The following is a 25,653-nucleotide window of genomic DNA, read 5'->3' as shown; positions in this document are numbered from 1 at the left end:
TTGCCCGCGGTCCAAATCGACAGCAGCATGGCGCCTGCCTAAATATTGGTCTGATCGGCCGGAACCCCTTCGGGCATGGTCGCGCTCCCCGCAGCCTCTTCGCACGGCAAGCTCTCCGTGCCAACGCCGTAACAGGTCATGGATAGCGATCCCATCGCATAGCCGCGCAGGAGCGGCGCGGCCCCGCCCCCCGCCGCGGCGAGGCCGGCCATATGGAGGAGCGGAATGAAATGATCGGGGGTGGGGACCGCAAGGTCGTAATCCGGATGCTGGAGGACATTCAAGATGCCGCCCGGATCTCGCATGATCTGGTCGACGACGGCATCGTCGAACCGCTGCGCCCAATCGGTTCCGCCATCCGGATTGTGCCGGTCGATCTTTCGGAGGTTGTGAACGACATTGCCGCTCGAAACGATCAGGACGCCCTGCCCGCGCAACGCCGATAGCCGGCTGCCCAATTCCAGATGATAGTCCATCGGCTGGAGCGCGTTGATCGACAGTTGCACGACCGGCACGTCGGCATCGGGGAAAAGATGCGCGAGGACGCTCCATGTCCCGTGGTCGAGCCCCCATTGATCCCGATCGGCGCCGACCCAATGGGGTTTGACGACCTCCGCAATCTCGCCCGCCAGTTCGGGCAGGCCGGGCGCCGGATATTGAAACGCGAACAGTTCGTCGGGGAAGCCGTAAAAATCATGGATGGTGCGGGGGCGTGCCATCGCGGTCACGGCGGTCGCCCCGATGAACCAATGCGCCGAGACGACCAACAACGCGCGCGGTCGCGGCAAGGCCTTCCCCAGCCGGCGCCAGGCGCGCGTATAGCCGTTCAATTCGAGTGTGTTCATCGGGCTGCCATGGCCGATGAACAGGGCGGGCATCATATCCATCGGACGGCCCGTCAGGTCGCGCCGATCTGCGTCATGAACGAGGCATTGTCCCAAAACAGCCATTCCTCCTTCATCAGGCCATTTTCCCACCGCCCGACGGTCATCATCGGCAGCACGAACTTCTTGCCGGTGGGTTGGAGCGTCTTGCCGCCGCCGAGGTCCATCGGTTTCGTGAAGGTCCCGGTCATGATGCCCTGCACCGCGGTGTATTCCCCGTCCGCGAGCTTGATCGGATGCTCCGCAATCCTGGTGTCGGGGGCAAAGGCGAACTGCGGTTTCAGTTTGACGAGGTGGTCGGCGATGCCGGTCGTCGTCGATCCGTCCGGATAATGAACCAGAATGTCCTCGGCATGGCTCTTGTTGAACTCATCCCATTTCTGCCCGCTGTACACGCGGAAATCGAGATCGTCGAAATTGGCGAGATTGCGCTGCTGCTCTTCGGTGTGGCCGGTCGCATCGGCGCCCGTGGAACCGCCGGCCATGTCGGACGCTTGTTGGGCCGAACATGCCGCGATCGACAGCGACGCAGCAAGCACCAGCAGGTTACGGGTTTTTTGAGATAGGCGCATGTTCGACTCCCTCGATTCAGACCGCCGGGAACGGGCCGTTCGGGATAGGAAGCCTGAATGATCGCCCAGTCAAGACGATCGTCCCAATCACCGCTTCAGGCGCCCCGCGATGGCTGGAAATCGAAAGGCCCGGCCCCCGAGCATGACATCCGACTGGTGGAGCGGACCCCGCTCGCTCGCTTCTCAATCGCCCCGCACCGCCGCGCGGTTGGCGTCGCCGAACATGTTCGACCATTCGGTCTCGTCAAGCTTCTGGTGGCGGCCGAGATATTTCGCGGGCGCCTTCAGGTCTTCGCGCGCCATCGCGCGGGCGACGGCGGGGCGCTGGCCGATGCGTTCGAACCAGCCGCGCGTCGCGGGCCAGTCGTCGAGGCCCATGCCCATGACGAAGGCCGAGGCGCGGCCGGGCCAGATCGCCATGTCGGCGATGCCGTAATCCTCGCCGGCGACATAGGGAGACTTTTCCAACCGCTTTTCGAGGACGGTGAGCAGGCGGGCCACTTCCTTCGTATAGCGCTCGACCGCATAATCCTGTCCGGCGGGGGCATAGCGCAGGAAATGGCTCGCCTGCCCGCCCATCGGCCCCAACCCCGCCATTTGCCAGGTCAGCCAGGACAGGGCAGAAGCGCGCGCGGCGCCCGACGTGGGCAAAAAGCGCCCGCTCTTTTCGGCGAGATATTGCAGGATCGCGCCCGATTCGAAGACCGCGACCGGATCGCCGCCGTCCACCGGCGCCCGGTCGACGATCGCCGGCAACTTGTGGTTGGGGTTGATGCGGCCGAATTCGGCGGTGAGCTGGTCGCCGTTGAAGATGTCATAGGGGATGACCCGATAATCGGCGCCGATCTCCTCGAGCATGATCGCGACCTTTTGCCCGTTCGGGGTCGCCGAATAATGAAGGTCGATCATCATAGCACCTCGTAGATCTGGTGGCGGACGCCGAAGTCGGTGCGCTCGCCGACCCCGATGGCGAGGAGGCCGTTGAGCCAGTCGTATTTCGCGCTCGCGGTTTCGAACACCGGGGCGATTCGCAGATAATAGCGCGCCGAATCGACCGGCGGCGCGGCGGGATCGGCAAATTCGGCGCGGACATCCTCGGGGACGAGGCTGCGGCCGCTGTAGCCGAGCTGGATGAGGTCGCCGTCATCGGTCCGCCACACCGCGCGGGCATCGAAAGTGCCGACCGCGGCGCCCGAGGCGAGCCGGCCGCCGCGCGACCAATTGCCGCCGCCGGGCAGGACGATGCCGTTGATTCGTGGGCCGAAAAAACGGCCGCCGCTGATATATCCGATGCGCTGATCGCCGAACGGCGACACGCCGATGCCGAAGATTCCGCCACCGACCTCAAACTCCACGGTGCACAAAAACCGGCTCGAAAGGCCCGTGGGAACACCCGCTGAAAAATCCTGCTCCATCATTCGACTCCTGCTTGTGAGGCTCTGGACAAGCATAAGACCATTAGTATACTAAGGGTCAATGAGATTGACGGATCGGACCCGCATGTCCGGTATCGCCAGCAACCGTTCAATGGGAGGGTAAAGATGAATTTTCGTAACCAGATTCTGCTGGCAGGCGTCGCATCGATCGCGACGCTGACCTGTGCCGCACCGGCGATGGCACAGGATGCCGCCGCCCCTGCCGACACGACCGAGACCGAGGCCGACAGCGGCACCGACGAGATCATCGTCACCGCCCGTTTCCGCAATGAATCGTTGCAGGACGTGCCGCAGGCGATTTCGGCCTTCGGCGAACAGACGCTCGCCAAAATCGCCGCACGCGACATCACCGACCTCGCGCCCTCGACGCCGAACGTCAGCATCCAGCCCGTCGCGACCTTTTCCAACTCGGCGGCGATCTTCATTCGCGGGCTCGGCGCGCAGGGCATCGAATCGACCGAGGAAAGCCCGGTCGGGGTGTCGATCGACGGCGTCTATGTGACGCGCCCGGTCGCCACGATGCTCGACACCTTCGACCTCGACCGCATCGAAGTGCTGCGCGGGCCGCAGGGCACCTCGTTCGGCAAGAACTCGCTCGCCGGCGGTATCGCCGCCTATACCAAGAATCCCGGCCGCGACTGGGGTGTCCAGACCGAGGTCACCGTCGGCAACTATGGCCGGATGGATGCCCGCGCGGCGGTCAATATGCCGCTCATTCGCGACACGCTCGCGGTCCGGCTGGTGCTGAACAAGGAAACGTATGACGGCTATTTCACCAACCGCCTGAACGGGAAGAAGATCGGCGGGCAGGACCGGCTGACCTTGCGCGGCACGGTGGTGTTCACCCCGACCGACAATCTCGACATCAACCTCAAGGCCTTCCTCGTCCGCGACCGTTCGAGCGCGCCGGGCGGCGACACCGCGCCGAACCGGAACCAGTTGCTGTGGCAGGTTTTCCGCTTCGAAGAGCCGAACGACGGCGCCTATACGATCGGACGCGATTTCCCCGCCGATCACGACACCGACCAGCTTGGGCTGATCAGCAACATCGGCCTCGACATGGGGTCGTGGCAGGCCAAGTCGATCACGGGCTATATCGAGACCGACGATTTCAACGACAGCGACTTCGACCAGTCCGAAGTCTTCTTCTTCCCCACCTTCCGCCTGCAGTCGCACCGCCAGTTCAGCCAGGAACTGCGCCTGCAGTCCGATTTTTCGGACCGCACCGACGCGCTGTCACGCCTGAGCCTGGTGTTCGGCGGCTATTTCCTGAAGCAGAGCTTTGAACTGGCGCAGGCCTTCCCGACGCTGCCGGTGCTGCTCGCCCCGACCTTGCGTTTCGGCAGCGAGGACTTCGTCGCGCAGGACAACACCGCCAAGGCGCTGTTCGCGCAGGCGATCTATGGCATCACCGACCGCCTGAACATCACGCTCGGCGTGCGCCAGAGCTGGGAATCGAAGGATTATTTCCGCGACCCCACCGGCGTCCTGTTGTCGCCCGCCTTTTTCTCGACGCGCGCGACGGTCAAGTCGCTCGCCGAAATGGAGGCGATCGCGAACACCAACCTGGCGGCGGGCAAGGCCTTCAAGCTGGGTTACAACCGCGATCGCATGACCTTCAAGGCCGGGCTCGACTATCGCCTGACCGACGATGTGATGCTCTACGCGGGCTTCAGCCAGGGGTATAAGGGCGGCGGCTTCGGCGCGCGCTCGGCGACCACCTCCACCGCGGGGCCAACGGAAGACAACACCGCCAACCTGTTCGAGGCCGGGGTCAAGGGCGATTTCTTTGACCGCCTGCTTCGCCTCAACCTCACGGGTTTCGTCACCAAGTTCAAGCAGCTGGAATTCGGCGTCTTCTTCCCCAACCCCAATGTCGCATCGGGGCAGGAAACGGCGCAGTTGAACATCGGTTCGGCGACGACGAAGGGGCTTGAACTCGAAGCCACGCTGAAGCCGACGCAGAATTTCCGCCTGTCGGCGAATGTCGGCTATCTCGACGCGAAATATACCAGCTTCTGCGCCGATATCGACGGCCCCTCGGCTTTCCCGACGCCGCCGACGTCGACCTGCGGCGACGTCACCGCGCTGCCCAACGGCACCTATCTGGTCGACATCGATCACACCGGCAAAAAGCTGGTCCGCGCGCCGAAGTGGCAGACGCAGTTGTCGGCGGAATATACGATCCCGCTCGGCAGCGCCGGCAATATCAACCTGCGCGGCGCGATGTCGTATCGCAGCACCTATTATTCGACCGTCGCCAATGATTTGGCGGGCAAGACCGGCGACTTCACGCTGGTCGACGGCTCGATCGGCTGGGAAAGCGAAGACGGACGGTTCCGCGCGATGCTGTGGGGCAAGAACCTGACCAACAAGACCTATGTCGCGGCGCTGACGCCGACGGCGCAGTTCTTCACCCAGCGTTTCTACAACGCCCCGCGGACCTTTGGCCTGACCCTTGGCGCGAGCTTCTGATGGCGTGCCGCCGGGCCTTACGGTCCGGCGGCATCGCGATGCGGATGGACCGCGAGCTTTGAATATTTTCAGCCGTCCGGAATCGGCGGCCTTCGGGGAGTGTTATGACTGAGGCCACCACCCTCGCCGGAGGTCCCGCGGGCGCCGACCACGGACTTGCCGGGCGGCGCAACATCGCCCTCGCCATGCTGTTCCTCATCGGCACGATCAACTTCGTCGACCGCCAGTTGCTCGCGATGCTGATCGAACCGATCCGCGTCGACATCCCGCTCAGCGATACCCAGTTCGGGCTGCTCACCGGGCTGGCCTTCGCGCTCTTTTACGCCGGCATGGGTGTACCGGTCGCCATCCTCGCCGACCGCTGGAACCGCGTCAAACTGGTCGGCATCGCCTGCCTGGTGTGGAGCGTCTTCACCGCGGCGTGCGGGATGGTCTCCAATTTCTGGCAACTCGCCCTGATGCGGTTCGGCGTCGGCGCGGGCGAGGCGGGCGGCACCGCCCCCTCGGTTTCGGTCCTCGCCGACTATTATCCGCCGCACCAGCGGCCGATCGCGATGGCGCTGTTCACCTGCAATGGCCCCTTCGGCGTCTTCGTCGGCGCCGCGTTCGGTGCCTGGGCCGCGTCGACGATCGGCTGGCGCAACGCCTTTCTGTTGATCGGGGCGGTCGGCATCCTCGTCGCGCCGCTGCTAATCTGGCTGGTGCGCGAACCGGCGCGCGGCCAGATGGACAAGGGTGCGGGCGACGAGCCGATCCCCTTTGCCAAGGCGATGGCGCTGTTCCGCGCCTATGGTTCGCTGATGCTGCTGTTGCCGGCGACGGCGCTCGCCGCTTTCGTGAGCTATGGCATGCTCAACTGGATTCCGGCCTATCTGATGCGGGTGCAGGACATGCCGTTGTCGGCGATGGGGACCTGGTTCGCCCCCGCCGCCGGGATTACTTTTGCCGCCGGCACGCTCGGCGGCGGCTGGCTGGTAGCCCGGCGCGCGCGCACCTCGCCGCGCGCCTATGGCCAGGTCCCGGCGATCGCGACGCTGATCCTCATCCCGTCGCTGATCGCCTCGCTGATGGTCGACAGCTGGCCGCTCGCGCTGGCGCTGATGCTCGTCCCGCTGACCGCCTGCACCTTCTACATCGCCCCCGCCCTGGCGCTGGTGCAGAATCTGATGCCGCCGCGCGCGCGGGCGACGGGCACGTCGATCCTGATGCTGATGTTCAACATCATCGGGCTGGGATTCGGCCCGCTGTTCGTCGGGTTCGTCAGCGACACGCTGAAACCCGACTATGGCGTCGAAAGCCTGCGTTGGGGCATCATGGCGCTGATTCCGTTCGCCGCCGCCGCCTGCGCCGTGCAATTCGCGATGACGCGGCATCTGGATAAGGATTTTGCCGAATGATCAGGGAGACGCGATGATGGCCGAACTGGACGACATCCGCACGATGGCGACGCGCTTCTTCGACGCGATCGAGGAAGGCGACATCGCCGCGATTAAGAACAGCTTCGCCGCCGATGCCGAGATCTGGCACAACACCGACGAGGTGGTCGGCACGCCCGAGCAGACCGCCGCAGTGCTGACCGGCATGGTCGCGCGGATCAAGGACCGCGAATATGCCGAGCGCCGGCTCACGGTCTTTCCCGGCGGTTTCGTCCAGCAGCATGTGCTGAAGGGCCGCCGCACCCACGACGACGGCGCCGTACGCCTGCCCTGCGCGATCATCTGCAAGGTCGAGAACGGCAAGATCACGCGGCTCGACGAATATTTCGACAGCGCCCACGTTGCCGAATTCCGAAAGTTCGCCAATGCTTGATGCACGCCCTCGTCATGGCTCGTCATTGCGAGGAGCGAAGCGACGCGGCAATCCAGAGTCTGCGTGGACCGCTCTGGATTGCTTGGCTTCGCTCGCAATGACGAAGTTTCGAGTTCCAAGTTTTATTTAGGAGTATAGCATGCCCGTCCTGCGCCAGGTTCCGCGGTCCGAAGTCACCGACGAGACCGTTCTCGCCTATTACAACCGCCTGTTCGGCGACCGTGATCCCGTCGCCGAACCCGGCACCGCGACCGGCACGCCGGGCGACTGGTGGACGGTGTTCGCGCTGTCGCCCGACATCTTCGAACATGCGGTCAAGGGTTTCGCCGTGTACCGCAACCCCGCGCGCACGATCGATCCGGTGCTGCGCGAGCTCGGCCAGACGCGTGCGGGCTGGGTCAAGGGCAGCCAGTTCGTCTTTTCGCAGCATTGCAAGTCGCTGCGCGGTCTCGGCGTCAGCGACGAGAAGATCGCGGCGATCGCGCACTGGCAGGTTGCCGATTGCTACAACGAACAGGAACGCACCGTGCTCGCCTATGCCGACTGTCTGGCGCAGGCGAGCGGGCGCGTACCGCTCGAGGTGTTCGACAAGCTCAAGACCTTCTGGAACGACGAGCAGATCTTCGAATTCACCTACATCACCTGCCTTTACGACATGCATGCGGTGATCACCCGCGCGCTGCGCATGGAATATGACGCGCGCGAGGATCCGATCGTCGAGGTCGCCGCGCCCGAAGGCTTCAGCGCCGCCGACTTCCTCAGCGCGCCGCGGCCCGCGGGCCAATGAGCGCGGCGCCGATAACCGTCAATTAACTTGACGGTTATCGGCGCGCGTGATAAACAGACCAAGAGAGGATGGGCATGAAATATTATAACTCCATCGGCCCCAACCCACGCGTCGTGAACATGTTCATGGCCGAAAAGGGCATCGAGCTGCCGCAGGTCACGATCGACCTGCGCGGCGGCGAGAACCGGCGGGCGCCGTATAATGTCGAGGTCAATCCGGCGGGGCAGACCCCCGCGCTCGCACTCGACGACGGATCGGTGCTGACCGAGATCGTCCCCATCTGCGAATATCTCGACGAAAAATTTCCCGAACCGACGCTGATCGGATCGACTGCGGAGGAGCGCGCGGAAACGCGCATGTGGGTGCGCCGCATCGACCTCAAGATCTGCGAACCGCTGACCAATGGCTTCCGTTTCGCCGAAGGGCTGCCGCTGTTCGAGCCGCGCATGCGCTGCCTGCCCGAAGCGGCGGCGGGGCTGAAGGCGGTCGCGCAGGACGGTATCCAATGGGTCGATGCCCAGATCGCGGGCCGCAGCTTCGTCACCGGCGAGCGGCTGACGCTCGCCGACCTGATGCTGTTCGCCTTCCTCGATTTCGGCGCCGGGGTCGGCCAGCCGATCGACCCGGCCTTTACCAACATCACAAGCTGGTACGAGCGGATGAAAAGCCGCCCCGGCATCAATCCCAACTAAGCGCAAGGAGACGGACAATGGCTGCAGCAAACCCCGAATTCGAGTTCCGCGGCGTCAACCACCTGGCACTGGTGTGCAAGGACATGGCCAAGACGGTGGAATTCTACCGCGATATCCTCGGCATGCCGCTGATCAAGACGCTCGACCTCGCCGGCGGGCGCGGCCAGCATTTCTTCTTCGACGTCGGCAATGGCGACGCCCTCGCCTTCTTCTGGTTCAAGGATGCGCCCGAAGCGGTCCCCGGCATTTCGGCGCCCGAGGCGCTGCCCGGCGAGGGCAATTTCATGTCGGCGCACGGGTCGATGAACCATATCGCGATCAACGTCGCCGCCGACAAGTTCGATGCCTATTGCAACCGGCTGGTCGAAAAGGGCGTCAAGGTTTCGGGCGTTCTGAACCACGATGATTCAGAGACAAATATCGCCGCCGAAGTGCATCCCGGCGTGTTCGTGCGCTCGGTCTATTTCTTCGACCCCGACGGCGTGTGCCTCGAGTTCGCGGCGTGGACCAAGGAATTCGACGACAGCGACGTCGCGCATGACCCGATGCAGGCCGACGGCACCCGCCGCGATGGCTTCATCACCGGCCGCACCCCGGTGCCGGCCGAATAAACCTCTTCCCCAGGGACTCCTCTTGGCCCGGTGTGCGAGCACCGGGCCTTTTTTAGTGGCGGCTTGGGAGTGAAAAGCGGAGGCTCCGCCACAACCCGTTCACCGGCGAAGGCCGGGGTCCAGAACTTAACAACGCAACGTAGGTCCTACACCGTTCTGGGCCCCGGCCTTCGCCGGGGAGCAGATTGCATATGTCCCCTTTCGCCCGTTACCCGCCATTGGCGCGATGATATGCGGCTTGCCGGAACCTATCCCACCGCACGGCCCTTGCCCTCCCAGTAAGGCGCGCGCAGTTCGCGGCGGAGCACCTTGCCCGAGGGGTTGCGCGGCAGCGCTTCGATGAACTCGACGCTCTTGGGCAGCTTGTACGCGGCGATGCGCTTGCGCGCCCAGGCGATGACGGCGGCGGGGTCGGGGGCCGCGCCCGCGACGGGGACGATCAGCGCCTTCACCGACTCGCCCCATTTTGCGTCGGGGACGCCGATCACCGCGACGTCAGCGACGCCGGGGCAGCCCATGATCGCGCTTTCGACCTCGGCCGGGTAGATATTCTCGCCGCCCGACACGATCATGTCCTTGATGCGGTCGTGGACGAAATAAAAGCCGTCGGCGTCGCGGTAGCCGACGTCGCCGGTATGGAGCCAGCCGCCCGCGAGCGTCTCTTCGGTCGCGGGGCCGCGGTTCCAATATTGCTTCATCACGATACCGCCGCGGATCGCGATCTCGCCGATCTCGCCGTCACCGAGTTCCTTCCCCTCGCCGTCGAGGATCGCCATCGCGATCCCCGGCCAGGGCTTTCCGCACGAGGTGAGCTTGCCGGGCAGGTCGTGTGCCGAGGGCGAGAGATAGGAGCCGCCGCCGGCGGATTCCGTCATGCCATAGAATTGCACGAAGTCGCAGCCGAAGGTCGCGCGCGCGCGGCGCAGCACATCTTCGGCGATCGGCGAGGCCCCATAAGCGATCGACCGGAGCGCGGGATAGCGGCCGGCGGCGGCCGAGGGCTGCATCAGCATCATCTGGATCATCGCGGGGGCGAGGAAGGCGTGGGCGACGCGCTCGTGCCGAAGCATCTGGATCGCGTCGTTGGGGGTGAAGTCCTTGATGAGCAGCAGGCGGCCGCCCTGCGCCAACCCCGAGAAGCTGACGTTGGTGCCCGCGACGTGGAAGAGCGGCATGACGATCATCACCGTCTCGTCCTCGCCATAAGCGAAGCCGTCGACCTCGGTCGCGGCCTCGAGGAAGGTACGGTAATTGCGGTGGGTCAGCACGACACCCTTGGGCAGCCCGGTGGTGCCACTGGTGTAGAGTTGCAGCACATCGTCGGCGAGATCGGGGCCGCGCAGCGCGGCGTCGGACGCATCGCCGAGCCACTGGTCGAACGGCTCGAATTGCGGATGTTCGCCATAGAGCGCAACGAGGCGCGGCGGGTTGGCGAGACCGGCGACGGCGGCGAGCGCGCAGTCGAAGAAATCCTCGCCGACAAACAACAGCTTCGGCGCGGCATCGCCGACGATGAATCCGACTTCGGCGGGCACCAGCCGGTTGTTGATCGGGGCGAAACAGGCGCGTGCGAGCGCAGTGCCGAAGAAGAGCGGATACCAGGCATCATGGTTCTTGGTCAGCGCCGAGATGCGGTCGCCGGGCTGGATGCCCGCGGCGATCAGCGCGTTGGCGACTCGGTTCGAGCGCTTGTCGAGGTCGGCGAAGCTGGTTTCGCGGTCGCCATATTTCACCGCGACCGCCTCGCCGCGCACGCGTGCCTGCGCGCCCGGGATGTGGGCCAAGGTCCGGATGGCATCCAGATCGATCATTTCGCTCTCCCCAAGGTCAATTTTTCTTGAATTAGATAGAATACTAAGCAAATGCTTGGCCAGCAAAAAATCGAGAGGACAAGCCTTGGCTCCACTTCCCTTATTGCCGACAACGATCGTCGGAAGCTACCCCCAGCCCGACTGGCTGATCGACCGCGAACGGCTGAAGGCAAGCCTGCCGCCGCGCGTGCGCGCCGAAACCTTGTGGCGCATCCCCGAACCCTGGCTGGCCGACGCGCAGGAGGCGGCGACGCTGATGGCGATCCGCGATCAGGAAGAGGTCGGCATCGACATCGTCGGCGACGGCGAGATGCGGCGCGAAAGCTATTCGAACCGGCTCGCGACCGCGCTGTCGGGCATCGACACCGAGAAGCATGGCACCGCGATCGACCGCACGGGCAACGCCAATCCGGTACCGCTGGTGTCGGGTCCGATCCGCCGCGTGGCGCCGATCGAGGCGCAGGATGCGGCCTTCCTGCGGCGCCATTCGAGCAAGCCGGTGAAGCTCACCCTGCCCGGCCCGTTCACGATGACGCAGCAGGCCGAGAATGGCTATTATCCCGACGCGCGCTCGCTCGCGATGGACTATGCCGATGCGGTCAATGCCGAGGTGAAGGATCTGTTCGCGGCGGGGGTCGATGTCGTCCAGCTCGACGAGCCCTATCTTCAGGCGCGCGCGGCGGAGGCCAATGCCTATGCGATCGAGTCGATCAACCGCGCGCTCGACGGGGTCGGCGGGACGACCGCGCTGCATATCTGTTTCGGCTATGCGATGGTGCATCACGGCGCGGGCGCGACGGGGCCAAAGCCCAAGGCCTATGACTTCCTTGCCGAGCTCGAAGCCTCGAACGTCGACGTGATCTCGATCGAGGCGGCGCAACCGGGGCTCGACCCCGCGATCCTCGCCGAACTGCCGACCAAGACGATCATGTATGGCGTGCTCGACCTGTCGATCCCCGAGGTGGAGACGCCCGAGGTGGTTGCGGGGCGCATCCGTGAGGCTTTGCGCTATGTCGACGCCGAGAGGCTGTGGATCGCGCCCGATTGCGGGATGAAATATCACAGCCGCGCGCATAGCCAGGCCAAGCTGAAGGCGATGGTCGATGGGACGGCGCTGGTGCGGGGGGAGCTCAAATAATATTGTCATCCCCGCGAAAGCGGGGACCCAGGGGCTAGCTAAGTCGATGCACGCACTGGGTCCCCGCTTTCGCGGGGATGACAGAAAGTCAGGCGTCGATGAAATCGGCCAGCAATGGCACCACAACCTCGGGCGCCTCGACGGTCGGCAGATGACCGGCCCCCGCGATCACCTCGAGCCGTGCGCCGGGGATCGCGTCCAGTATTTCATCATGATGCGCGCGGCTGGTGATGCCGTCCTTTTCGCCCCAGATCAGCAAGGTCGGCACCGCGATCTCGCCAAGGCGCGGGCGGCTGTCGATGCGCGCCATGATCGCGCGCTGCTGGGCGAGGAAGGTGTCGGCGCCGGTGTCGGCCGCCATTTGCCGCGCGATGCCGAGCAGGTGGGCGTCGTTTCGCTTGTCCTCGGGGAAGAGGATCGGGATGCGTTCCTCGACGACCTGCTCGAACTGGCCGCTCTCGACGAGGTCGATATAGCCCTGCCGCCGCGCGGTCTGCGCGGGCCCGTCGGCGGAAGCGAGCGTCGAAATGAGCGCGAGCTTGGCGACGCGCTCGGGGGCGCGGCGCATGACTTCGAAGGCGATGAAGCCGCCCATGGCGTGGGCGACGAGCGCGAATTTGGGCGGGGCATTGTCGAGGAGGCGCTGTGCGAAACCCTCGATCGTGTCGTCGCTTTGGTTGTCGGCGACGATGATGTCGCGGTCGGGCCAGGCGTCGAGCAAAGGCTGCCAGACGGCGTCGGTCAGGAGCTGGCCAGTGATGAGGACGATGGGGAGAGGCATTAGATCACCTGATGCAGAAGCGGTTCGCCGGCAGCGAGGCGACGGCAATTTTCGTGCGCGACGGTGAGGCTGCGCATAAGCGTTTCGGGGGTGAGCCAGGCGATGTGCGGCGCGAGCACCGCGTTCGGCAGGCCGAGCAATGGATTGCCGCGCGGCAGCGGCTCCTCGGCGAAGACGTCGAGGCCCGCGCCGCGGAGATGGCCGCTGGTCAGCGCCTCGACCAATTTGCCTTGATCTACCAATTCGCCGCGCGCGGTGTTCACCAGCACCGCGCCCTTCTTCATCACCAAGGGATCGATGCCGGCGCGCGTTTCGTCGGTCAGCGGCATGTGCAGCGAGACGATGTCGCTGGTGGCGAGCAGTTCGTCGAGCGGCAGGATTTGGTAGGGCACATCGCGCTTGCTGCGCGCCGCATAGACGATCTTCGCGCCGAGCGCGGCCAGCGCGGGCGCGAGCAATTGGGCCGAATTGCCGAAGCCGACGAGGCCGATGGTGCGCCCGCCGATCTCGCCTACCTGATCGAGTTCGGACGGGTCGGCGGTCCAGCCTTCGCCGGCGCGGGTGCGGGCGTCGAAGAAGCAGGTGCGGCGCAGCACCGCCATCATCAGCGACAGCGCCATTTCGGCGACCGCCTGGCTGTTGGTGCCGGGCATGTTGCACACCGCGACGCCATGGTCGCGGGCCGCGTCGAGCGCGATGGTGTTCACCCCGACGCCGAGCTTCTGTATCAGCTTCAATCTGGGCGCCGCGGCGATGAACTCGGGCGTCACCGGGGTCAGGACATGGAGCAGCGCGGTGATGTCGGGCGCGACGGCGTCGAGCGGTTCGGCCTCGTCGACGTGGGTGACGACGCCCGGACCGAAGATGGCATCGACCGCGTCGCGGAAACCGGGGCTGGGACGCGCGTGGAGGACGATCATGCCGCGACCGCGCCGATCGTGCCCGCAAAGGCCGAGAAGCCCGCGAACACCGCGTCGGCGCCCATCGTCTCCTCGATGCGCAGCATTTCGTTCCACTTCGCCATGCGTTCGGAGCGGGTGAAACTGCCGACCTTGAGCTGCCCGGCGTTCCAGCCGGTCGCGAGATGCGCGATGGTGACGTCCTCGCTCTCGCCCGAGCGCGCCGAGACGATCGCGCCCCAGCCGCGCGCGACTGCGGCGTCGAGCGCGGCCTTGGCTTCGGTGACGGTGCCGACCTGGTTGACCTTGATCAGCGCCGCGTTGCAAACCCCCGCGTCGCCGGCGCGGGCGACGCGATCGGCATTGGTGACGAGCACATCATCGCCGATGATCTGGACGCGGTCGCCGAGCGCGGCGGTGACCGCAGCCATCGCGGTCCAGTCATCCTGCCCGGCAGGGTCCTCGATCGACAGGATCGGATAGCGACCCGCCCATTCGACAATGCGCGCGGCCATCGCCTCGCTCGTCAGGCGGCCGTCGTCGAGCGCGAGGCTGTAGCCCGAGGCGTCGCCGAGTTCGTTGGCGGCGATGTCGAGCGAGATGAAGACATCTTCGCCGGCGCGGTGGCCGCTTGCCTCGATCGCCTTGGTGAGCGTGTCGAGCGCATCCTCGTTCGACGCGAAATTGGGCCACCAGCCGCCCTCGTCGGCGACGCCGCTGAGTGGGCCCTTCGCCTCCATCAGCCTGCCTGCAGCGCGGTAGACATCGTCGGTGATTTCGAGCGCGCGGCGGAAGCTGCCGGCGCGCGGCGCCATGACCATGAAGTCCTGGACGTCGGTGCGCCGCCCGGCGTGGGCGCCGCCGCCGAAAATCTGGATTTCGGGGAGCGGAATGCGGACCTTCGCATCACCCGCGAGATAGCGCCACAGCGGCAGCCGCGCATCGGCGGCGGCGGCGTGGAGCACCGCCATCGACACCGCGACGACGGCGTTGGCGCCGAGGCGCGCCTTGTTCGGGGTGTTGTCGAGCGCGCAGAGCGCGGCGTCGACCGCGGCCTGATCGTGGGCGTCCATGCCGGTGATCGCGGGGGCGATCTCGGCGCCGATGCCGGCCACGGCGCGATTGACGCCGAAGCCGCCGAAGGCGGTGCCGCCGTCGCGGAGGTCAATCGCCTCGTGCGCGCCGCGCGAGGCGCCTGCGGGGGCGATGGCACGGCCGACGGCGCCCGAGGCGAGGATGACTTCGGCCTCGATCGTGGGGCGTCCGCGCGAATCCCAGAGCTGGCGGCCGGTGACGGAAGCGATAGGCGATGGCATTCTAGGTCCTTTTCCAATTGGCGACGAGCGCGTCGATGGCTTGCGGCGCGCGGATCAGCGCGCGCGCCTGATCGCGCACGATATGCTTGTGAGCGGGGTCGGTGAGATAGGGGGCGGGCGATTTGCCCTCGACGCGCGCGAGGAGCAGCGCCGCGGTGAGCTTGCCCGCGCGGAGCAGCAGATCGTCCGCATCCTCCCAGTCGATGCCCGCGCGATAGGCGGCGACGAGCGCGGCGGCGGCCGCGCTCAGCTGCGCATCGCCCGACCACACCGCCTTGAGCAGCAGGTGCGTAGCGCAGAAAGCGAGGTCGAAGGCGGGGTCGCCATAGACCGCGCATTCGGCGTCGAGGAAGACGGGGCCATCGGCGCTGACGAGGATATTCTTCGGGCTGACGTCGCCATGGACGAGCGCGATCTTGCGGCCCGACAGGTCGGCGGCGAGCGTCGTGAGCGCCGGCGCGAGTTCGGCGTCATGCTGTGCAACATAGAGCAGGAAAGGATCGACGCGCAGCGCGCGGAACATGTCGTCGTTGGGGAAGTCGGCACGGTCGCCGTCATTGTGCGCGGTCGCGGCGTGGACGGCGGCGATCCCCTCCCCCACCTGCGCCGCGAAATCGGCATCGACGCGGCCCGCCATCAACTCGTCCTTCCACACCGGGCAACCGGGGAGGAAGCGCATCGCAAAGGCGTGGCCGGGCAGTTCGGCGAGCACTTCGGGCACGATATGCGGATCGACCCCGCGCGCGCGGCGCAGCCAGCGCACCTCGCTGGTCCCGCGTTCGACGGGGGCGAGCCATTCGGCGGCGACGCGCAGTTGCGGCAGCGGGCGCTTGACGACGATCGGCCCGGCCGGGCCGTCGACCTTCCACACGTCGCACGACACGCCGCCCGTCAGCGGCTGGAGGACGACCTCGCCCTCCCCCGCCAGCCCGGCGCCGCGCAGCGCTTCGATGATGTCGGCGTCCGCCGTCACGTCACAGCTTCTCCCGGATCCACGCGCCGACGAGGTCGGCGGCGTCCTGCCGTTCCTTGATCGAATCCTCGAAATAATGCGCGCCGGGGATGAGTTCGATCTTTTTGTCGGTCGAGCCGAGGAAATCGAAGATCTTGCGCGCGTCGCTGGGGAAGACGCCGGTGTCGGCGAGCCCCTGCACGACCAGCGCGGGGGTGTCGTGCTTCGCGAGGTGCGGCTGACCCTGGCACGGCGAGGTTTCGAGGCTCCACATGTTGAGCCAGGTCCTGAGCGTGTTGGCGCGGCCGATGCTGGGGGTGCGATTGGCGAGCGCGGGATCACCGCGATAGCACCAGTTGGGCTTACGGTCCGACGGGTCGATCGCGGGGTCGACGCAGCGGATATCGCCCCAGCAGCGGAACATCGGGAAGATGCGGTCGGGGATGCCCGCAGCGTTGAGCCGCGCGAGTTCGGCCTTCGCCCAGTCGGTGATGCGCTGGTTGCGGGCGCGCTGACCGGCGCGGTATTTGGCGATGAAGGCGTCCGAATAGGGCGGGCCATTGTCGGGGTTGAACGGGTCGAGTTCGGGGTCGGTCAGGGTCGGGTCATTCTCGTCGATGACCGAGGCGTCCATCCAGTCGGTGAGGACTTCGGGGCGGCCCTGGTGCGCGTTGAAGCTGATGTAGAGATCGCCCTTGATGAGCTGCGCGAGCGCATCCTGTCCGACCGACGGCAGGCGATCGGTGAGCGTCGGGGCGATCGCTTCGGCCTGATAGGCGCCCATCAGCGAGCCGCCGCCCGAATTGCCGAGGATGACGACCTGTTCGACCCCGGCCTCTTCCTTCAGCCATTTCATGCCGACGCCGATGTCGAGCACGGCATGTTCGAGCAGGAACTGGTCCTCGAACCCGCGATAGCGGGTGTTCCAGCCGAGGAAGCCGAAGCCCTGCCGCGCAAAGTATGGCGCGATATAATGTTCGGAGAAATCAACGTTATAATGGGTGGCGATGATCGCAACCTTGGGGCGCTTGCCCGCCTCGGTCCAATAGATGCCCTGGCACGGGTGGCCGCCCGCCTGGATACGCGGCGCGGTCGGCGGCGCGCGGCCGATGAATGTCGCGTCGAGTCCCTCGATGCCATTGGGGTCCATAAGTCTCTCTCCTGTTTCCGGTTGTTCTAGCGGGTGACCTCGAAGGGCAATTCATAGCCCTCCAGCCCGGCGCGGATCGCCTTCTTGTCAATCTTGCCCGTCGGGCCGAGCGGGATGTCGTCGACGAAGATCACGTCGTCGGGCATCCACCATTTGGCGATCTTGCCGTCGAGATAGGCGGTCAGGTCGGTCGCCGTCGCGCTGGCGCCGGGCTTCAATTGACAGAGCAAGATCGGGCGTTCGTCCCATTTCGGATGCGAAACCCCGACGACTGCGGCGTTGGCGACCGCGTGATGTCCCATGGCGATATTCTCGATCTCGATCGAGCTGATCCATTCGCCGCCCGACTTGACGACATCCTTGGCGCGGTCGGTGATCTGCATATAGCCTTCGCGGTCGATCGTGCTGACGTCGCCGGTGTCGAAGAAACCTTCGGCGTCGAGCACGTCGCCGCCTTCGCCGCCGAAATAGGCGCCGGCGATCGTCGGACCCTTGACCATCAGCCGGCCGGGGGTCTTGCCGTCGTGCGGCAGGCGATTTCCGGCATCGTCGACGAGCTTCATCTCGAGCCCGCAAAGCAGGCGGCCCTGCTTGAGCTTATAGGCCATTTGTTCGGCATCGGACTTGGCGGCGACCGCGGCATTGGGCACCGACACGGTGCCGAGCGGCGAGGTTTCGGTCATGCCCCAGCCCTGGATGACGTCGACGCCATAATCGTCACGGAAGGTGCGGATGATCGATTCGGGGCACGCCGAACCGCCGATGGTGACGCGTTCGAGCGTGGTGAAGCGTTTGCCGTTCTCCTGCATATACTGGAGCAGCATCTGCCACACTGTCGGGACGGCGGCCGAGTAAGTCACGCCCTCCTGCTCGATCAGATTGTAGATCGATTCGCCGTCCATACGCTGTCCGGGCAGCACGAGCTTGGCGCCGACCGCAGGCGCCGAATAGACCACACCCCAGGCATTGGCGTGGTACATCGGGACGACAAGCAGCACCGTATCGCGCGCCGACAGGCCGAGCGCGTCGCGCTGGAGCGTCATCAGCGCGTGGATATAGTTCGAGCGGTGCGAATAGAGCACGCCCTTGGGATTGCCCGTGGTGCCGCTGGTGTAGCAGAGGCCGCAGGCGGCATTTTCGTCAAAGCCGCCCCACGCATAGTCGGCGGGCTGACCGGCGATCCAGTCGTCGAAGGCGATAGCGGGAAAGCTGGTTTTCGGCAGAGAAGCAGCGTCGCAGAAGAAGATCACCTTCTCGATGCTCGGCACCTGCGGCAGCAATTGCTCGACGAGTTCGGCGGTCGCGGGGTCGGCGATCAGCAGCCGGTCGCCGGCATGGTTCGCGATATAGGCGATCTGTTCGAGGAAGAGCCGCGGGTTGAGCGTGTGGAGGACGGCGCCCATGCCCGCCGCGCCGTACCAGGCCGACAGATGGCGCGCGCTGTTCCAGCCCATCGTCGCGACCCGGTCGCCCTGCGCGATCCCTTCGGCGGCGAGCGCGTTCGAGACGCGCTTCGCATCGGTGTGAATATCGGCATAGATCGAGCGGGTGACGCGGCCTTCGGCATCGCGCGACACGATTTCGCGGGTGCCATGCCAATTCGCGGCATGATCGACGATGCGGTCGACCGTCAGCGGCACATCCTGCATCAATCCCATCATCGCGCCATTCTCTCCTGTTCCCGATGGCGTCTAGCGCCTGTTTAAAGGATAGTATACTAAGTACTTTGCCTTGGCAACGCTCCCGCGCGCCTTGCGTCCCCCCTGCCCTTCTTCTAGCGTCGAAACAAAGGCAACGGGGGCCCATCGCAGCATCTTATGCGCACAAACCAATTGATCATCGCACTTTTCCAGCGCTTTTGCTGGATGGACGAGGGGCTGCAGGCGCGGCTGCACGACCGCGGCTGGCCTGACGTCAACCGTCCGCAATCGATGGTGATGACCAATATCGTCAGCGGCGTCGTTCGTCCGTCGGACATTGCCCGCAACCTGGGCCTGTCGCGGCAAGCCATCCACAGCACGATCAACCAGATGATCAAGCTGGACATCGTCCGGATGGAGACTGACCCCGACGACCGGCGCCATATGATCGTGTCGCTGACCGAAACCGGCGCGCGGATGCGCAAGGATGCACAACGCGCGATGGACGCACTGACCGCGCAGATCGCCGAGGTGCTGGGCCAGGACCGTTTCGACGCCCTGCTCGCCGCGCTCGAGGCCGACTGGGGCGACAATATCGAACGCGAACCGGCGCCGGCGAAGAAGAAACGGGCTTGATCCACGCACCGTAGCCCTAAGGGCGCTTCTCCGAGAAGCGCCCTTCGACAGGCTCAGGGCTACGGTTGATATTTAGACCGCGAGCGCTTTGGCAACAGCGACCAGCCGCGCGCTGGTCATGTCGACGAGCGAGGCGGGGAGCGGCTCCCGGAGTTGCCCGGCCTCGTCGAAGGCGGCGTGCGCGTTCGGGATCAGCACCTGGTCGGGAATCACGAGCATCTGAATCGTGCCGAGAATCTGGCGCAAGTGCGCGAGGCCGCGAATGCCGCCGAACGGGCTGACCGATGCGCCCATGATCGCCGCCGCCTTGCCGCGAAAGGCGTTCAGCGCGACAGGACCCTCGTCGCCGGTCGGACGCGAGGCCCAGTCGATCGCGTTTTTGAGCAGCGCCGGGATCGAGCCATTATATTCGGGCGACACGACGAGCAGCCCGTCCTGCGCGGCCAGCAGGTCTTTCAGTTTCAGCGCGTCAGCAGGAAAGGCATCGGCTTCGAGCGCGGCGGTGTAGATCGGCAGGTCGAGCGCGGCGAGGTCGACGACGGTCACGTCGGCCCCATGCGCCGCCAGCCGCGCCGCCGCGAGCGCACCAAGCGCCCGGTTGAACGATCCGTCGCGCGTGCTGCCGACGATCACCGCAATTCTGGTCATAATGCCTCCCGCTGCATTTGGTTAGAATACTAACCGATTCGCGGCGGGCATCGCAACTTAGCGCGGCCGGATCAAGCCTTGACGTCCGACAGCACCGACAGCTTTTGCGTTTCGTCGGCGAGGTTGCCGATCACGCGGCGCATCAGCGACTGCAGCACCTCGACCTCCTCATCGCTCATTCCGCGCGTCGCGATCTCGTGGATCTCGGCGTTCATCGGCGCGAGCACCAGCTCGAGTTTGCGCGCATGGGGAGTGAGGAAGATGAAGGTCTTGCGGCGGTCGTCTTCGGTCTTCTTGCGGGTGATGAAACCCGCCTTTTCCAAACCTTTGAGCGCGACGACCGTCGTCGGTTCGCGCATGCCGACGCGCTCGCTGAGTTCGCGCTGGGTGATGCCGTCCTCGCGCCACAACTGGCGCAGGAAGCGCCACTGGCCCGCGGACACATCATGGGTCAGCGTGCGGCGTTCGAGCAACCGCGAAAAGGATCGGAAGACGACGCGCGCGAGATAGCCGATGCTGTTTTCGGGATCGGTGTAAAATTCGGCGGGATGCCGAAAGCTCTGGTTGGTTTTGGCCAATGCACTGCTCCCCTGTGGCCGCTCGCGCGGCCTTGTGCCTGTCCCGATTCTTAGAGGCCGAAGAATCGGGCGGCAACCTCTATCGTCGCCGCACCGGTTCAAACCGTCGATAAGATTGGACAAAGCGGCGAAAGCAATTTACTTAGACTGCTAAGTTATTTGTTCGGAGATGATCGTGCAACAATTCGTCCGGGTGCGCGGCGTCGCGGCGCCGCTGCCGCTGGCCAATGTCGATACGGACATGATCATTCCGGCGCGATTCATGAAGGCACTGACGCGGAACGGGCTCGGCGCGCATCTGTTCGAGGAACTGCGTTTCGCGCCCGACGGCAGCGAACGCCCCGATTTCATCCTCAACAACCCGACCTGTCGCCGTGCGGAGGTCCTGATCGCCGACCGCAATTTCGGCTGCGGGTCGTCGCGCGAACATGCGGTGTGGGCGCTCGACGATTTCGGCATCCGCTGCGTGATCGCGCCGAGCTTCGGCGACATTTTCGCAAGCAATGCCCGCAAGAACGGGTTGTTGCTGGTCCGCCTGCCCGAAGCGATCTGCGCGCGGCTGTGCGCCGAGGTAGCCCTGTCGCAATATGCGCCGGTCGAGGTGGATCTGGCGGCACAGGAAATCCGGCTCGCGTCGGGCGAGGTCGTGGCGTTCGTGATCGATGCCGACGACCGGCGGGTGCTGATGGAAGGACTCGACGACATCGGACGGACGCTGCGGCACGAAGCGGCGATCACGCGGTACGAGGCCGCCTAGCCCAGCATATCGGGCGACGCGATCACGCCCGCTATCGCACTTGCCGCCGCGAGCGCCGGGCTCATCAGATGGGTGCGCCCGCCGCGCCCCTGGCGGTTCTCGAAATTGCGGTTCGAGGTCGCGGCGCAGCGCTCGCCGGGAGCGAGACGGTCGGGGTTCATCCCGACGCACAGCGAACAGCCGGGTTCGCGCCATTCGAAGCCTGCGGCGCGGAACACCCGGTCGAGCCCCTCGGCCTCGGCCTGCCGCTTGACGAGCCCCGAGCCCGGCACGACCATCGCGCGGATATGCGGCGCGACGTGCCGGCCGCGGGCGATGGCCGCCGCAGCACGCAAATCCTCGATCCGGCTGTTGGTGCAACTGCCGATGAAAATCCGGTCGAGCCGCTGGCCAGCGATCGGCCGACCGGGCGTCAGGTCCATATAGGCGAGCGCCCGTTCGGCCGTCGCGCGCGCATCGAGGTCGGGCAGTTCGGACGGATCGGGCACAAGCTCGCCGATGCCGACGACCTGCGACGGATTGGTGCCCCAACTGACCATCGGGCGAACGGCGGCGGCGTCGATGCGCAGTTCGCGGTCGAAGGTCGCATCGGCATCGCTGGTGAGGCCCCGCCAGCGGGCGACCGCCCCGCCCCATGCGTCCCCGGTCGGCGCCGCCGGACGCCCGGCAAGATAAGCAAAGCTCGTCTCGTCGGGCGCGACCAGGCCGGCACGCGCACCCATTTCGATGCTGAGGTTGCACAAGGTCATGCGCGCCTCCATCGACAGCGCGCGGACGGCCGCGCCGGCATATTCGACGACATGGCCGGTGGCACCATCGACGCCGACGGTACGGAGCAGGTGCAGCGCCAGGTCCTTGGCCGAAACATCGGCCGGAAGCGCGCCATCGACCGTGATCCGCATTCCCCGCGACTTGCGTTGGCGGATCGTCTGGGTCGCGAGCACATGTTCGACCTCGCTGGTGCCGATGCCGAAGGCGAGCGCGCCGAAGGCGCCGTGGGTCGAGGTGTGACTGTCGCCGCAGACAATCGTCATCCCCGGTTGCGACCGCCCCTGTTCGGGTCCGACGACATGGACGATGCCGTTGCGCGGATCGCCCATTGCAAAACGCTCGACGCCCGCACGGTCGGCGTTGACCTCCAGCGCCAAGAGCTGCGCGCGCGCCGCTTCGTCGGCGACCCCCGATGCCCCGGCCGCCTGCCCTTCGGTCGGAACATTGTGATCGGAGAGGGCCAGCGCCCGTTCAGGCCTGCGCACGATGCGGCCCGAGGCCGCAAGCGCCGCGAAGGCCTGCGGCGAGGTCACCTCATGAAGCAGGTGCAGGTCGATGTAGAGGATCGATTCGCCATCGTCCTGCGCCACGACATGCGCGTCCCATATCTTGTCATATAATGTGCGCGCTCGCGCCGGATTGGTCATGCCGCATCACCCCCGCCGGCACGACTTCGGGGCGCGCCATAATACTTAGATATCTAACTTATATGGCATGTTCGCGGCTCGTATCAAGCGCTTTTCCGCCAATCCCGATTTTCACAATCATGCAATACTTAGTAGTTGAAGTATTATTTCGGCATGATATGAGAGCCCTCGGGAACGAGGATAGAACCGACGGTACGAACCGAGGATGGATAATCCCGACCGGCGACAACACGGCACAAGCCGACACACCCGTTCCTTGGACAGACGAGCCGGATGCGTGCGCCGCACTTCCGAACGCGATTATCCGTGCGGAAACGGATTCCGCGCGCCGGCGAACGGGAGGACGACATGAAGACCGCTTTGCTATTGCTTTCGACCGCCGCAATCGCGCTTTCAGCCGCGCCGGCGCACGCTCAGGATATGGCCGCCCAGGCCGCGACCGACGAAGGCACGACCGCCGACGACACCTATGGCGAAATCCTCGTCACCGCGCAGCGCCGTTCCGAAAGCGTGCAGGACGTGCCGATCGCCATCTCCGCCTTCAACAGCGAGATGGTCGAGGCGAGTGGCAGCACCAACATCACCAGCCTCAACGGCCTCGCGCCCAATGTCGTGCTGCAGACGCAGGGCCTGGTCGCCAACGTGCCGATGATCTCGATCCGCGGCATGAGCACCGCCGACCCCGATCCGAACGCCGACCCCAAGGTGAGCACGATCATCGACGGCGTCTATATACCCTTCGTGTCGAGCACGATGCTCGACCTGTTCGATGTCGAGCGGATCGAAATCCTGAAAGGCCCGCAGGGGGTTCTGTTCGGCAAGAACAACCTTGCCGGCACGATCAACGTCATCAGCGCGCGCCCGACCGACGATTTCGGCGGCGAAGCGCGCGTCTCGCTCGGCTCCTACGGGCTCAAGCAGTTCCGCGGCAAGATCAACTCTGGCCGCTTCGCGAACGACGCGCTGGCGGCCAAGATCGCGGTCAATTTCCGCGACTATAATGGCTATGCGCGCAACGTGATCACCGGCAATCGCCTGAACGGCGCCAATGTGAAGTCGGTGCGCGGCGCGCTCGAATATGATCAGGGCGGCGCGTTCGATTCGACGCTGATCGTCGACTGGCTGAAGCAGAAGACGATCGGCCCGGCGCCGCATGTGCTCGACAATGGCGATCCCAATTGGGACCTGCTGCCCGACGCAGTGAAGACCGACGTCTATAAGGCGGCCGTTCTTTTCGATCCCTATGCCAAGACCGAAAGCTATGGCGGGTCGTGGAATTCGAACCTCGATGTGGGTTGGGGCACGATCAGTTCGGTGCTCGGCTATCGCCACCTGACCTATGTCACGCGCGGCGACTTCGACGGCCTGATCACCCCCGCCCCGCAGCTCGACGTCACCCGCGATTTCTCGGGCGAATCGAAGAGCGCCGAACTGCGCTATGTCTCGCCCGCCGGCGAGCCGGTCGATTTCGTCGTCGGCCTCTATTATCAGGCGGATAAATGGCGTCAGTTCAACACCGTGCTCGCCAACCCGACGACCACGACGCTGGCGCAGCTCCACCAGGATACCGAAAGCTATGCGTTGTTCGCGCTCGTCAACGCGCATCCCGCCGAGGGCCTCACGCTGTCGATCGGCGGCCGCTACAGCAACGACCGCAAGAAATACGACATCGCATCGCAGGCCTTCGTCAACGGTAACCGAATCTCGTCCTTCGCGAGCAGCCTCGAGGCCTCGTGGGCCGAGTTCACGCCGCGCCTGACGGTGAATTATGAAGTCACCCCCGACGTCATGGTCTACGCCAATTATTCGCAGGGCTATAAGGCCGGCGGCTATAACTCGCGCGGCACCATCCCCGAGAATGTCGGCCCCTATGATCCCGAGCGGGTTACCGCATTCGAGCTTGGCGCCAAGACCGACCTGTTCGACCGGCTGCTGCGCCTGAACGTCGCCGGCTTCCTCAACAATTACCGCGACCTGCAAAGTTCGGTAACCAAGATGGGATCGGTCCGCGCCGAGAATGTCACGACAAATATCGCCGCAGCGAAGATTTATGGCTTCGAGGTCGAAAGCGTGCTGCGCCCTGCAACCGGCTTCTCGATCGGCGCCAATGTGGCCTATCTGCATGCGCGCTACACCGACTTCTGCGCGGACACCAACGGCGTGTTCACCAATGGCGCGCCAGAGCCGGGCCAGTGCGGGCCGGCGGTGCCGGTCCTGCTCAACGGCGTTCCCAACGGCACCTTCGCGGTTCCGGTCGATTCGTCGGGGTTGGACCTCGCCAATGCGCCCAAGTGGAGCGGTAGCCTGTCGCTCGACTATGCGATCCCGACCTCGTTCGGCGAGGTGAAGCTGCACAGCGACGCGCGCTATTCGTCGCGCTTCAACACCTGGGGCCGCAGCAACAATCCGGGCTATTACCGCAACGAGGTGGTGCTGGTGAATGCGAGCATCGCGGTCGCCGGCGATGACGAGCGGTGGAAGGTCACGCTTTATGGCACCAATCTGACCGACAAAAAGGTGATGTCGGGCGCGACCAATGCGGGCGCAACGCCGATCAGCCAATTCTATCAGGCGCCGCGCGAGTTCGGGGTCGACTTTGCGGTGAAGTTCTAAAATCCTGCGCCCGCGGTGCGTGAGGCGCGCCGCGGGCCGGCAACGATCGG

Annotated in this window: 24 protein-coding genes; 10 read left to right on the top strand and 14 right to left on the bottom strand. The window is 65.4% G+C overall.

Annotation, left to right across the window (positions count from 1 at the left end; translation table 11 throughout):
* Positions 1-38 precede the first annotated feature (38 nt).
* From ygiD to AC07U1_RS15005, 4 genes are all read right to left on the bottom strand, one after another.
* A complete protein-coding gene (ygiD, locus tag AC07U1_RS15020) occupies positions 39-887 on the bottom strand; it encodes a 4,5-DOPA-extradiol-dioxygenase (protein WP_495175941.1) in 849 nt (282 codons plus the stop codon).
* An 11-nt stretch (positions 888-898) separates the two neighbouring features.
* On the bottom strand, positions 899-1,369 hold the full coding sequence (locus AC07U1_RS15015; protein ID WP_495175942.1) for an ester cyclase: 471 nt from the start codon (positions 1,367-1,369) through the stop codon (positions 899-901).
* A 270-nt stretch (positions 1,370-1,639) separates the two neighbouring features.
* Positions 1,640-2,365 (bottom strand): glutathione S-transferase N-terminal domain-containing protein, encoded by a 726-nt coding sequence (locus AC07U1_RS15010; RefSeq protein ID WP_495197726.1) that lies wholly within the window; start codon positions 2,363-2,365, stop codon positions 1,640-1,642.
* Positions 2,365-2,871, bottom strand: a complete 507-nt coding sequence (locus AC07U1_RS15005) for a DUF3237 domain-containing protein (protein WP_495197725.1) — start codon at positions 2,869-2,871, stop codon at positions 2,365-2,367. Before AC07U1_RS15005 ends, AC07U1_RS15010 begins: the two co-directional genes overlap by 1 nt.
* A gap of 126 nt (positions 2,872-2,997) precedes the next feature.
* On the opposite strand from AC07U1_RS15005, the gene AC07U1_RS15000 reads away from it, so the two are divergent.
* From AC07U1_RS15000 to AC07U1_RS14975, 6 genes are all read left to right on the top strand, one after another.
* On the top strand, positions 2,998-5,367 hold the full coding sequence (locus AC07U1_RS15000) for a TonB-dependent receptor (RefSeq protein WP_495175945.1): 2,370 nt from the start codon (positions 2,998-3,000) through the stop codon (positions 5,365-5,367).
* Positions 5,368-5,471: 104 nt separating this feature from the next.
* On the top strand, positions 5,472-6,764 hold the full coding sequence (locus AC07U1_RS14995) for a spinster family MFS transporter (RefSeq protein ID WP_187139964.1): 1,293 nt from the start codon (positions 5,472-5,474) through the stop codon (positions 6,762-6,764).
* Between the two features lie 16 nt (positions 6,765-6,780).
* A complete protein-coding gene (locus AC07U1_RS14990; protein ID WP_495197724.1) occupies positions 6,781-7,176 on the top strand; it encodes a nuclear transport factor 2 family protein in 396 nt (131 codons plus the stop codon).
* A gap of 139 nt (positions 7,177-7,315) precedes the next feature.
* Entirely contained in the window at positions 7,316-7,963 is a 648-nt protein-coding gene (locus tag AC07U1_RS14985; RefSeq protein WP_056347445.1) for a carboxymuconolactone decarboxylase family protein, read from the top strand.
* A 74-nt stretch (positions 7,964-8,037) separates the two neighbouring features.
* On the top strand, positions 8,038-8,655 hold the full coding sequence (locus AC07U1_RS14980; protein WP_056347448.1) for a glutathione S-transferase family protein: 618 nt from the start codon (positions 8,038-8,040) through the stop codon (positions 8,653-8,655).
* 17 nt (positions 8,656-8,672) lie between these two features.
* Positions 8,673-9,266 (top strand): VOC family protein, encoded by a 594-nt coding sequence (locus AC07U1_RS14975; protein ID WP_056347450.1) that lies wholly within the window; start codon positions 8,673-8,675, stop codon positions 9,264-9,266.
* A gap of 248 nt (positions 9,267-9,514) precedes the next feature.
* Here the strand turns inward: AC07U1_RS14975 and AC07U1_RS14970 are convergent, their stop codons facing one another.
* On the bottom strand, positions 9,515-11,077 hold the full coding sequence (locus AC07U1_RS14970) for a long-chain-fatty-acid--CoA ligase (RefSeq protein ID WP_495175947.1): 1,563 nt from the start codon (positions 11,075-11,077) through the stop codon (positions 9,515-9,517).
* Here AC07U1_RS14970 and AC07U1_RS14965 point away from each other — a divergent pair.
* The gene (locus tag AC07U1_RS14965) at positions 11,040-12,215 is read left to right on the top strand and encodes a 5-methyltetrahydropteroyltriglutamate--homocysteine methyltransferase (RefSeq protein WP_495197723.1); all 1,176 of its coding nucleotides are present in this window, start codon (positions 11,040-11,042) and stop codon (positions 12,213-12,215) included. The two genes, AC07U1_RS14970 and AC07U1_RS14965, sit on opposite strands and share 38 nt — an antisense overlap.
* An 88-nt stretch (positions 12,216-12,303) precedes the next feature.
* Here the strand turns inward: AC07U1_RS14965 and AC07U1_RS14960 are convergent, their stop codons facing one another.
* Genes AC07U1_RS14960 through AC07U1_RS14935 form a run of 6 tightly spaced genes read right to left on the bottom strand, consistent with a single transcriptional unit; the run spans position 12,304 to position 18,974 of the window.
* A complete protein-coding gene (locus tag AC07U1_RS14960; protein ID WP_495175949.1) occupies positions 12,304-12,996 on the bottom strand; it encodes an alpha/beta fold hydrolase in 693 nt (230 codons plus the stop codon).
* Positions 12,996-13,916: an NAD(P)-dependent oxidoreductase gene (locus AC07U1_RS14955; RefSeq protein ID WP_495175950.1), complete on the bottom strand. Its 921-nt coding sequence runs from the start codon at positions 13,914-13,916 to the stop codon at positions 12,996-12,998. Before AC07U1_RS14955 ends, AC07U1_RS14960 begins: the two co-directional genes overlap by 1 nt.
* Positions 13,913-15,211 carry a phosphopyruvate hydratase gene (gene eno / locus AC07U1_RS14950; protein WP_495175951.1) on the bottom strand — a complete coding sequence of 433 codons (1,299 nt, stop codon included), beginning with the start codon at positions 15,209-15,211 and terminating at the stop codon, positions 13,913-13,915. The genes AC07U1_RS14955 and eno overlap by 4 nt, the downstream gene beginning before the upstream one ends.
* A 1-nt stretch (position 15,212) precedes the next feature.
* Positions 15,213-16,184, bottom strand: coding sequence for a phosphotransferase family protein (locus AC07U1_RS14945; protein WP_495175952.1), 972 nt, complete (start codon positions 16,182-16,184; stop codon positions 15,213-15,215).
* Position 16,185: 1 nt separating this feature from the next.
* Positions 16,186-17,313 (bottom strand): alpha/beta hydrolase, encoded by a 1,128-nt coding sequence (locus tag AC07U1_RS14940; RefSeq protein WP_495175953.1) that lies wholly within the window; start codon positions 17,311-17,313, stop codon positions 16,186-16,188.
* 26 nt (positions 17,314-17,339) lie between these two features.
* Entirely contained in the window at positions 17,340-18,974 is a 1,635-nt protein-coding gene (locus AC07U1_RS14935; RefSeq protein WP_495175954.1) for a long-chain-fatty-acid--CoA ligase, read from the bottom strand.
* A gap of 171 nt (positions 18,975-19,145) precedes the next feature.
* Between AC07U1_RS14935 and AC07U1_RS14930 the strand changes: the two genes are divergently transcribed.
* A complete protein-coding gene (locus AC07U1_RS14930; protein ID WP_495175955.1) occupies positions 19,146-19,589 on the top strand; it encodes a MarR family winged helix-turn-helix transcriptional regulator in 444 nt (147 codons plus the stop codon).
* A gap of 72 nt (positions 19,590-19,661) precedes the next feature.
* On the opposite strand, the gene AC07U1_RS14925 is transcribed toward AC07U1_RS14930, so the two are convergent.
* Together AC07U1_RS14925 and AC07U1_RS14920 are read right to left on the bottom strand one after the other, a co-directional pair.
* Positions 19,662-20,237, bottom strand: a complete 576-nt coding sequence (locus AC07U1_RS14925) for an NADPH-dependent FMN reductase (protein WP_495175956.1) — start codon at positions 20,235-20,237, stop codon at positions 19,662-19,664.
* 71 nt (positions 20,238-20,308) lie between these two features.
* Positions 20,309-20,815 carry a MarR family winged helix-turn-helix transcriptional regulator gene (locus tag AC07U1_RS14920; protein WP_056347472.1) on the bottom strand — a complete coding sequence of 169 codons (507 nt, stop codon included), beginning with the start codon at positions 20,813-20,815 and terminating at the stop codon, positions 20,309-20,311.
* A 175-nt stretch (positions 20,816-20,990) separates the two neighbouring features.
* Here AC07U1_RS14920 and leuD point away from each other — a divergent pair, with 175 nt between their 5' ends.
* Positions 20,991-21,572 (top strand): 3-isopropylmalate dehydratase small subunit, encoded by a 582-nt coding sequence (leuD, locus tag AC07U1_RS14915; protein ID WP_495175957.1) that lies wholly within the window; start codon positions 20,991-20,993, stop codon positions 21,570-21,572.
* Here leuD and leuC read toward each other — a convergent pair.
* A complete protein-coding gene (leuC, locus tag AC07U1_RS14910; protein WP_495175958.1) occupies positions 21,569-22,990 on the bottom strand; it encodes a 3-isopropylmalate dehydratase large subunit in 1,422 nt (473 codons plus the stop codon). The genes leuD and leuC overlap by 4 nt on opposite strands.
* 420 nt (positions 22,991-23,410) lie before the next feature.
* Here leuC and AC07U1_RS14905 point away from each other — a divergent pair, with 420 nt between their 5' ends.
* Positions 23,411-25,603, top strand: coding sequence for a TonB-dependent receptor (locus tag AC07U1_RS14905; protein WP_495197722.1), 2,193 nt, complete (start codon positions 23,411-23,413; stop codon positions 25,601-25,603).
* The last annotated feature ends 50 nt before the right edge of the window (positions 25,604-25,653 follow it).

The sequence above is a fragment of the Sphingopyxis sp. GW821-FHT02C12 genome, from assembly GCF_059421785.1.
Note: the sequence above shows the minus strand (reverse complement) of the source record. Positions and strands in the feature narration are given on the sequence as shown.

Coding starts and splice junctions, on each gene's coding strand:
- ygiD (WP_495175941.1), bottom strand. CDS start 887: ATGGATATGATGCCCGCCCTGTTCATCGGCCATGGCAGCCCGATGAAC.
- AC07U1_RS15015 (WP_495175942.1), bottom strand. CDS start 1,369: ATGGCCGGCGGTTCCACGGGCGCCGATGCGACCGGCCACACCGAAGAG.
- AC07U1_RS15010 (WP_495197726.1), bottom strand. CDS start 2,365: ATGATCGACCTTCATTATTCGGCGACCCCGAACGGGCAAAAGGTCGCG.
- AC07U1_RS15005 (WP_495197725.1), bottom strand. CDS start 2,871: ATGGAGCAGGATTTTTCAGCGGGTGTTCCCACGGGCCTTTCGAGCCGG.
- AC07U1_RS15000 (WP_495175945.1), top strand. CDS start 2,998: ATGAATTTTCGTAACCAGATTCTGCTGGCAGGCGTCGCATCGATCGCG.
- AC07U1_RS14995 (WP_187139964.1), top strand. CDS start 5,472: ATGACTGAGGCCACCACCCTCGCCGGAGGTCCCGCGGGCGCCGACCAC.
- AC07U1_RS14990 (WP_495197724.1), top strand. CDS start 6,781: ATGGCCGAACTGGACGACATCCGCACGATGGCGACGCGCTTCTTCGAC.
- AC07U1_RS14985 (WP_056347445.1), top strand. CDS start 7,316: ATGCCCGTCCTGCGCCAGGTTCCGCGGTCCGAAGTCACCGACGAGACC.
- AC07U1_RS14980 (WP_056347448.1), top strand. CDS start 8,038: ATGAAATATTATAACTCCATCGGCCCCAACCCACGCGTCGTGAACATG.
- AC07U1_RS14975 (WP_056347450.1), top strand. CDS start 8,673: ATGGCTGCAGCAAACCCCGAATTCGAGTTCCGCGGCGTCAACCACCTG.
- AC07U1_RS14965 (WP_495197723.1), top strand. CDS start 11,040: ATGTGGGCCAAGGTCCGGATGGCATCCAGATCGATCATTTCGCTCTCC.
- AC07U1_RS14970 (WP_495175947.1), bottom strand. CDS start 11,077: ATGATCGATCTGGATGCCATCCGGACCTTGGCCCACATCCCGGGCGCG.
- AC07U1_RS14960 (WP_495175949.1), bottom strand. CDS start 12,996: ATGCCTCTCCCCATCGTCCTCATCACTGGCCAGCTCCTGACCGACGCC.
- AC07U1_RS14955 (WP_495175950.1), bottom strand. CDS start 13,916: ATGATCGTCCTCCACGCGCGTCCCAGCCCCGGTTTCCGCGACGCGGTC.
- eno (WP_495175951.1), bottom strand. CDS start 15,211: ATGCCATCGCCTATCGCTTCCGTCACCGGCCGCCAGCTCTGGGATTCG.
- AC07U1_RS14940 (WP_495175953.1), bottom strand. CDS start 17,313: ATGGACCCCAATGGCATCGAGGGACTCGACGCGACATTCATCGGCCGC.
- AC07U1_RS14935 (WP_495175954.1), bottom strand. CDS start 18,974: ATGATGGGATTGATGCAGGATGTGCCGCTGACGGTCGACCGCATCGTC.
- AC07U1_RS14925 (WP_495175956.1), bottom strand. CDS start 20,237: ATGACCAGAATTGCGGTGATCGTCGGCAGCACGCGCGACGGATCGTTC.
- leuC (WP_495175958.1), bottom strand. CDS start 22,990: ATGACCAATCCGGCGCGAGCGCGCACATTATATGACAAGATATGGGAC.
- AC07U1_RS14905 (WP_495197722.1), top strand. CDS start 23,411: ATGGCCGCCCAGGCCGCGACCGACGAAGGCACGACCGCCGACGACACC.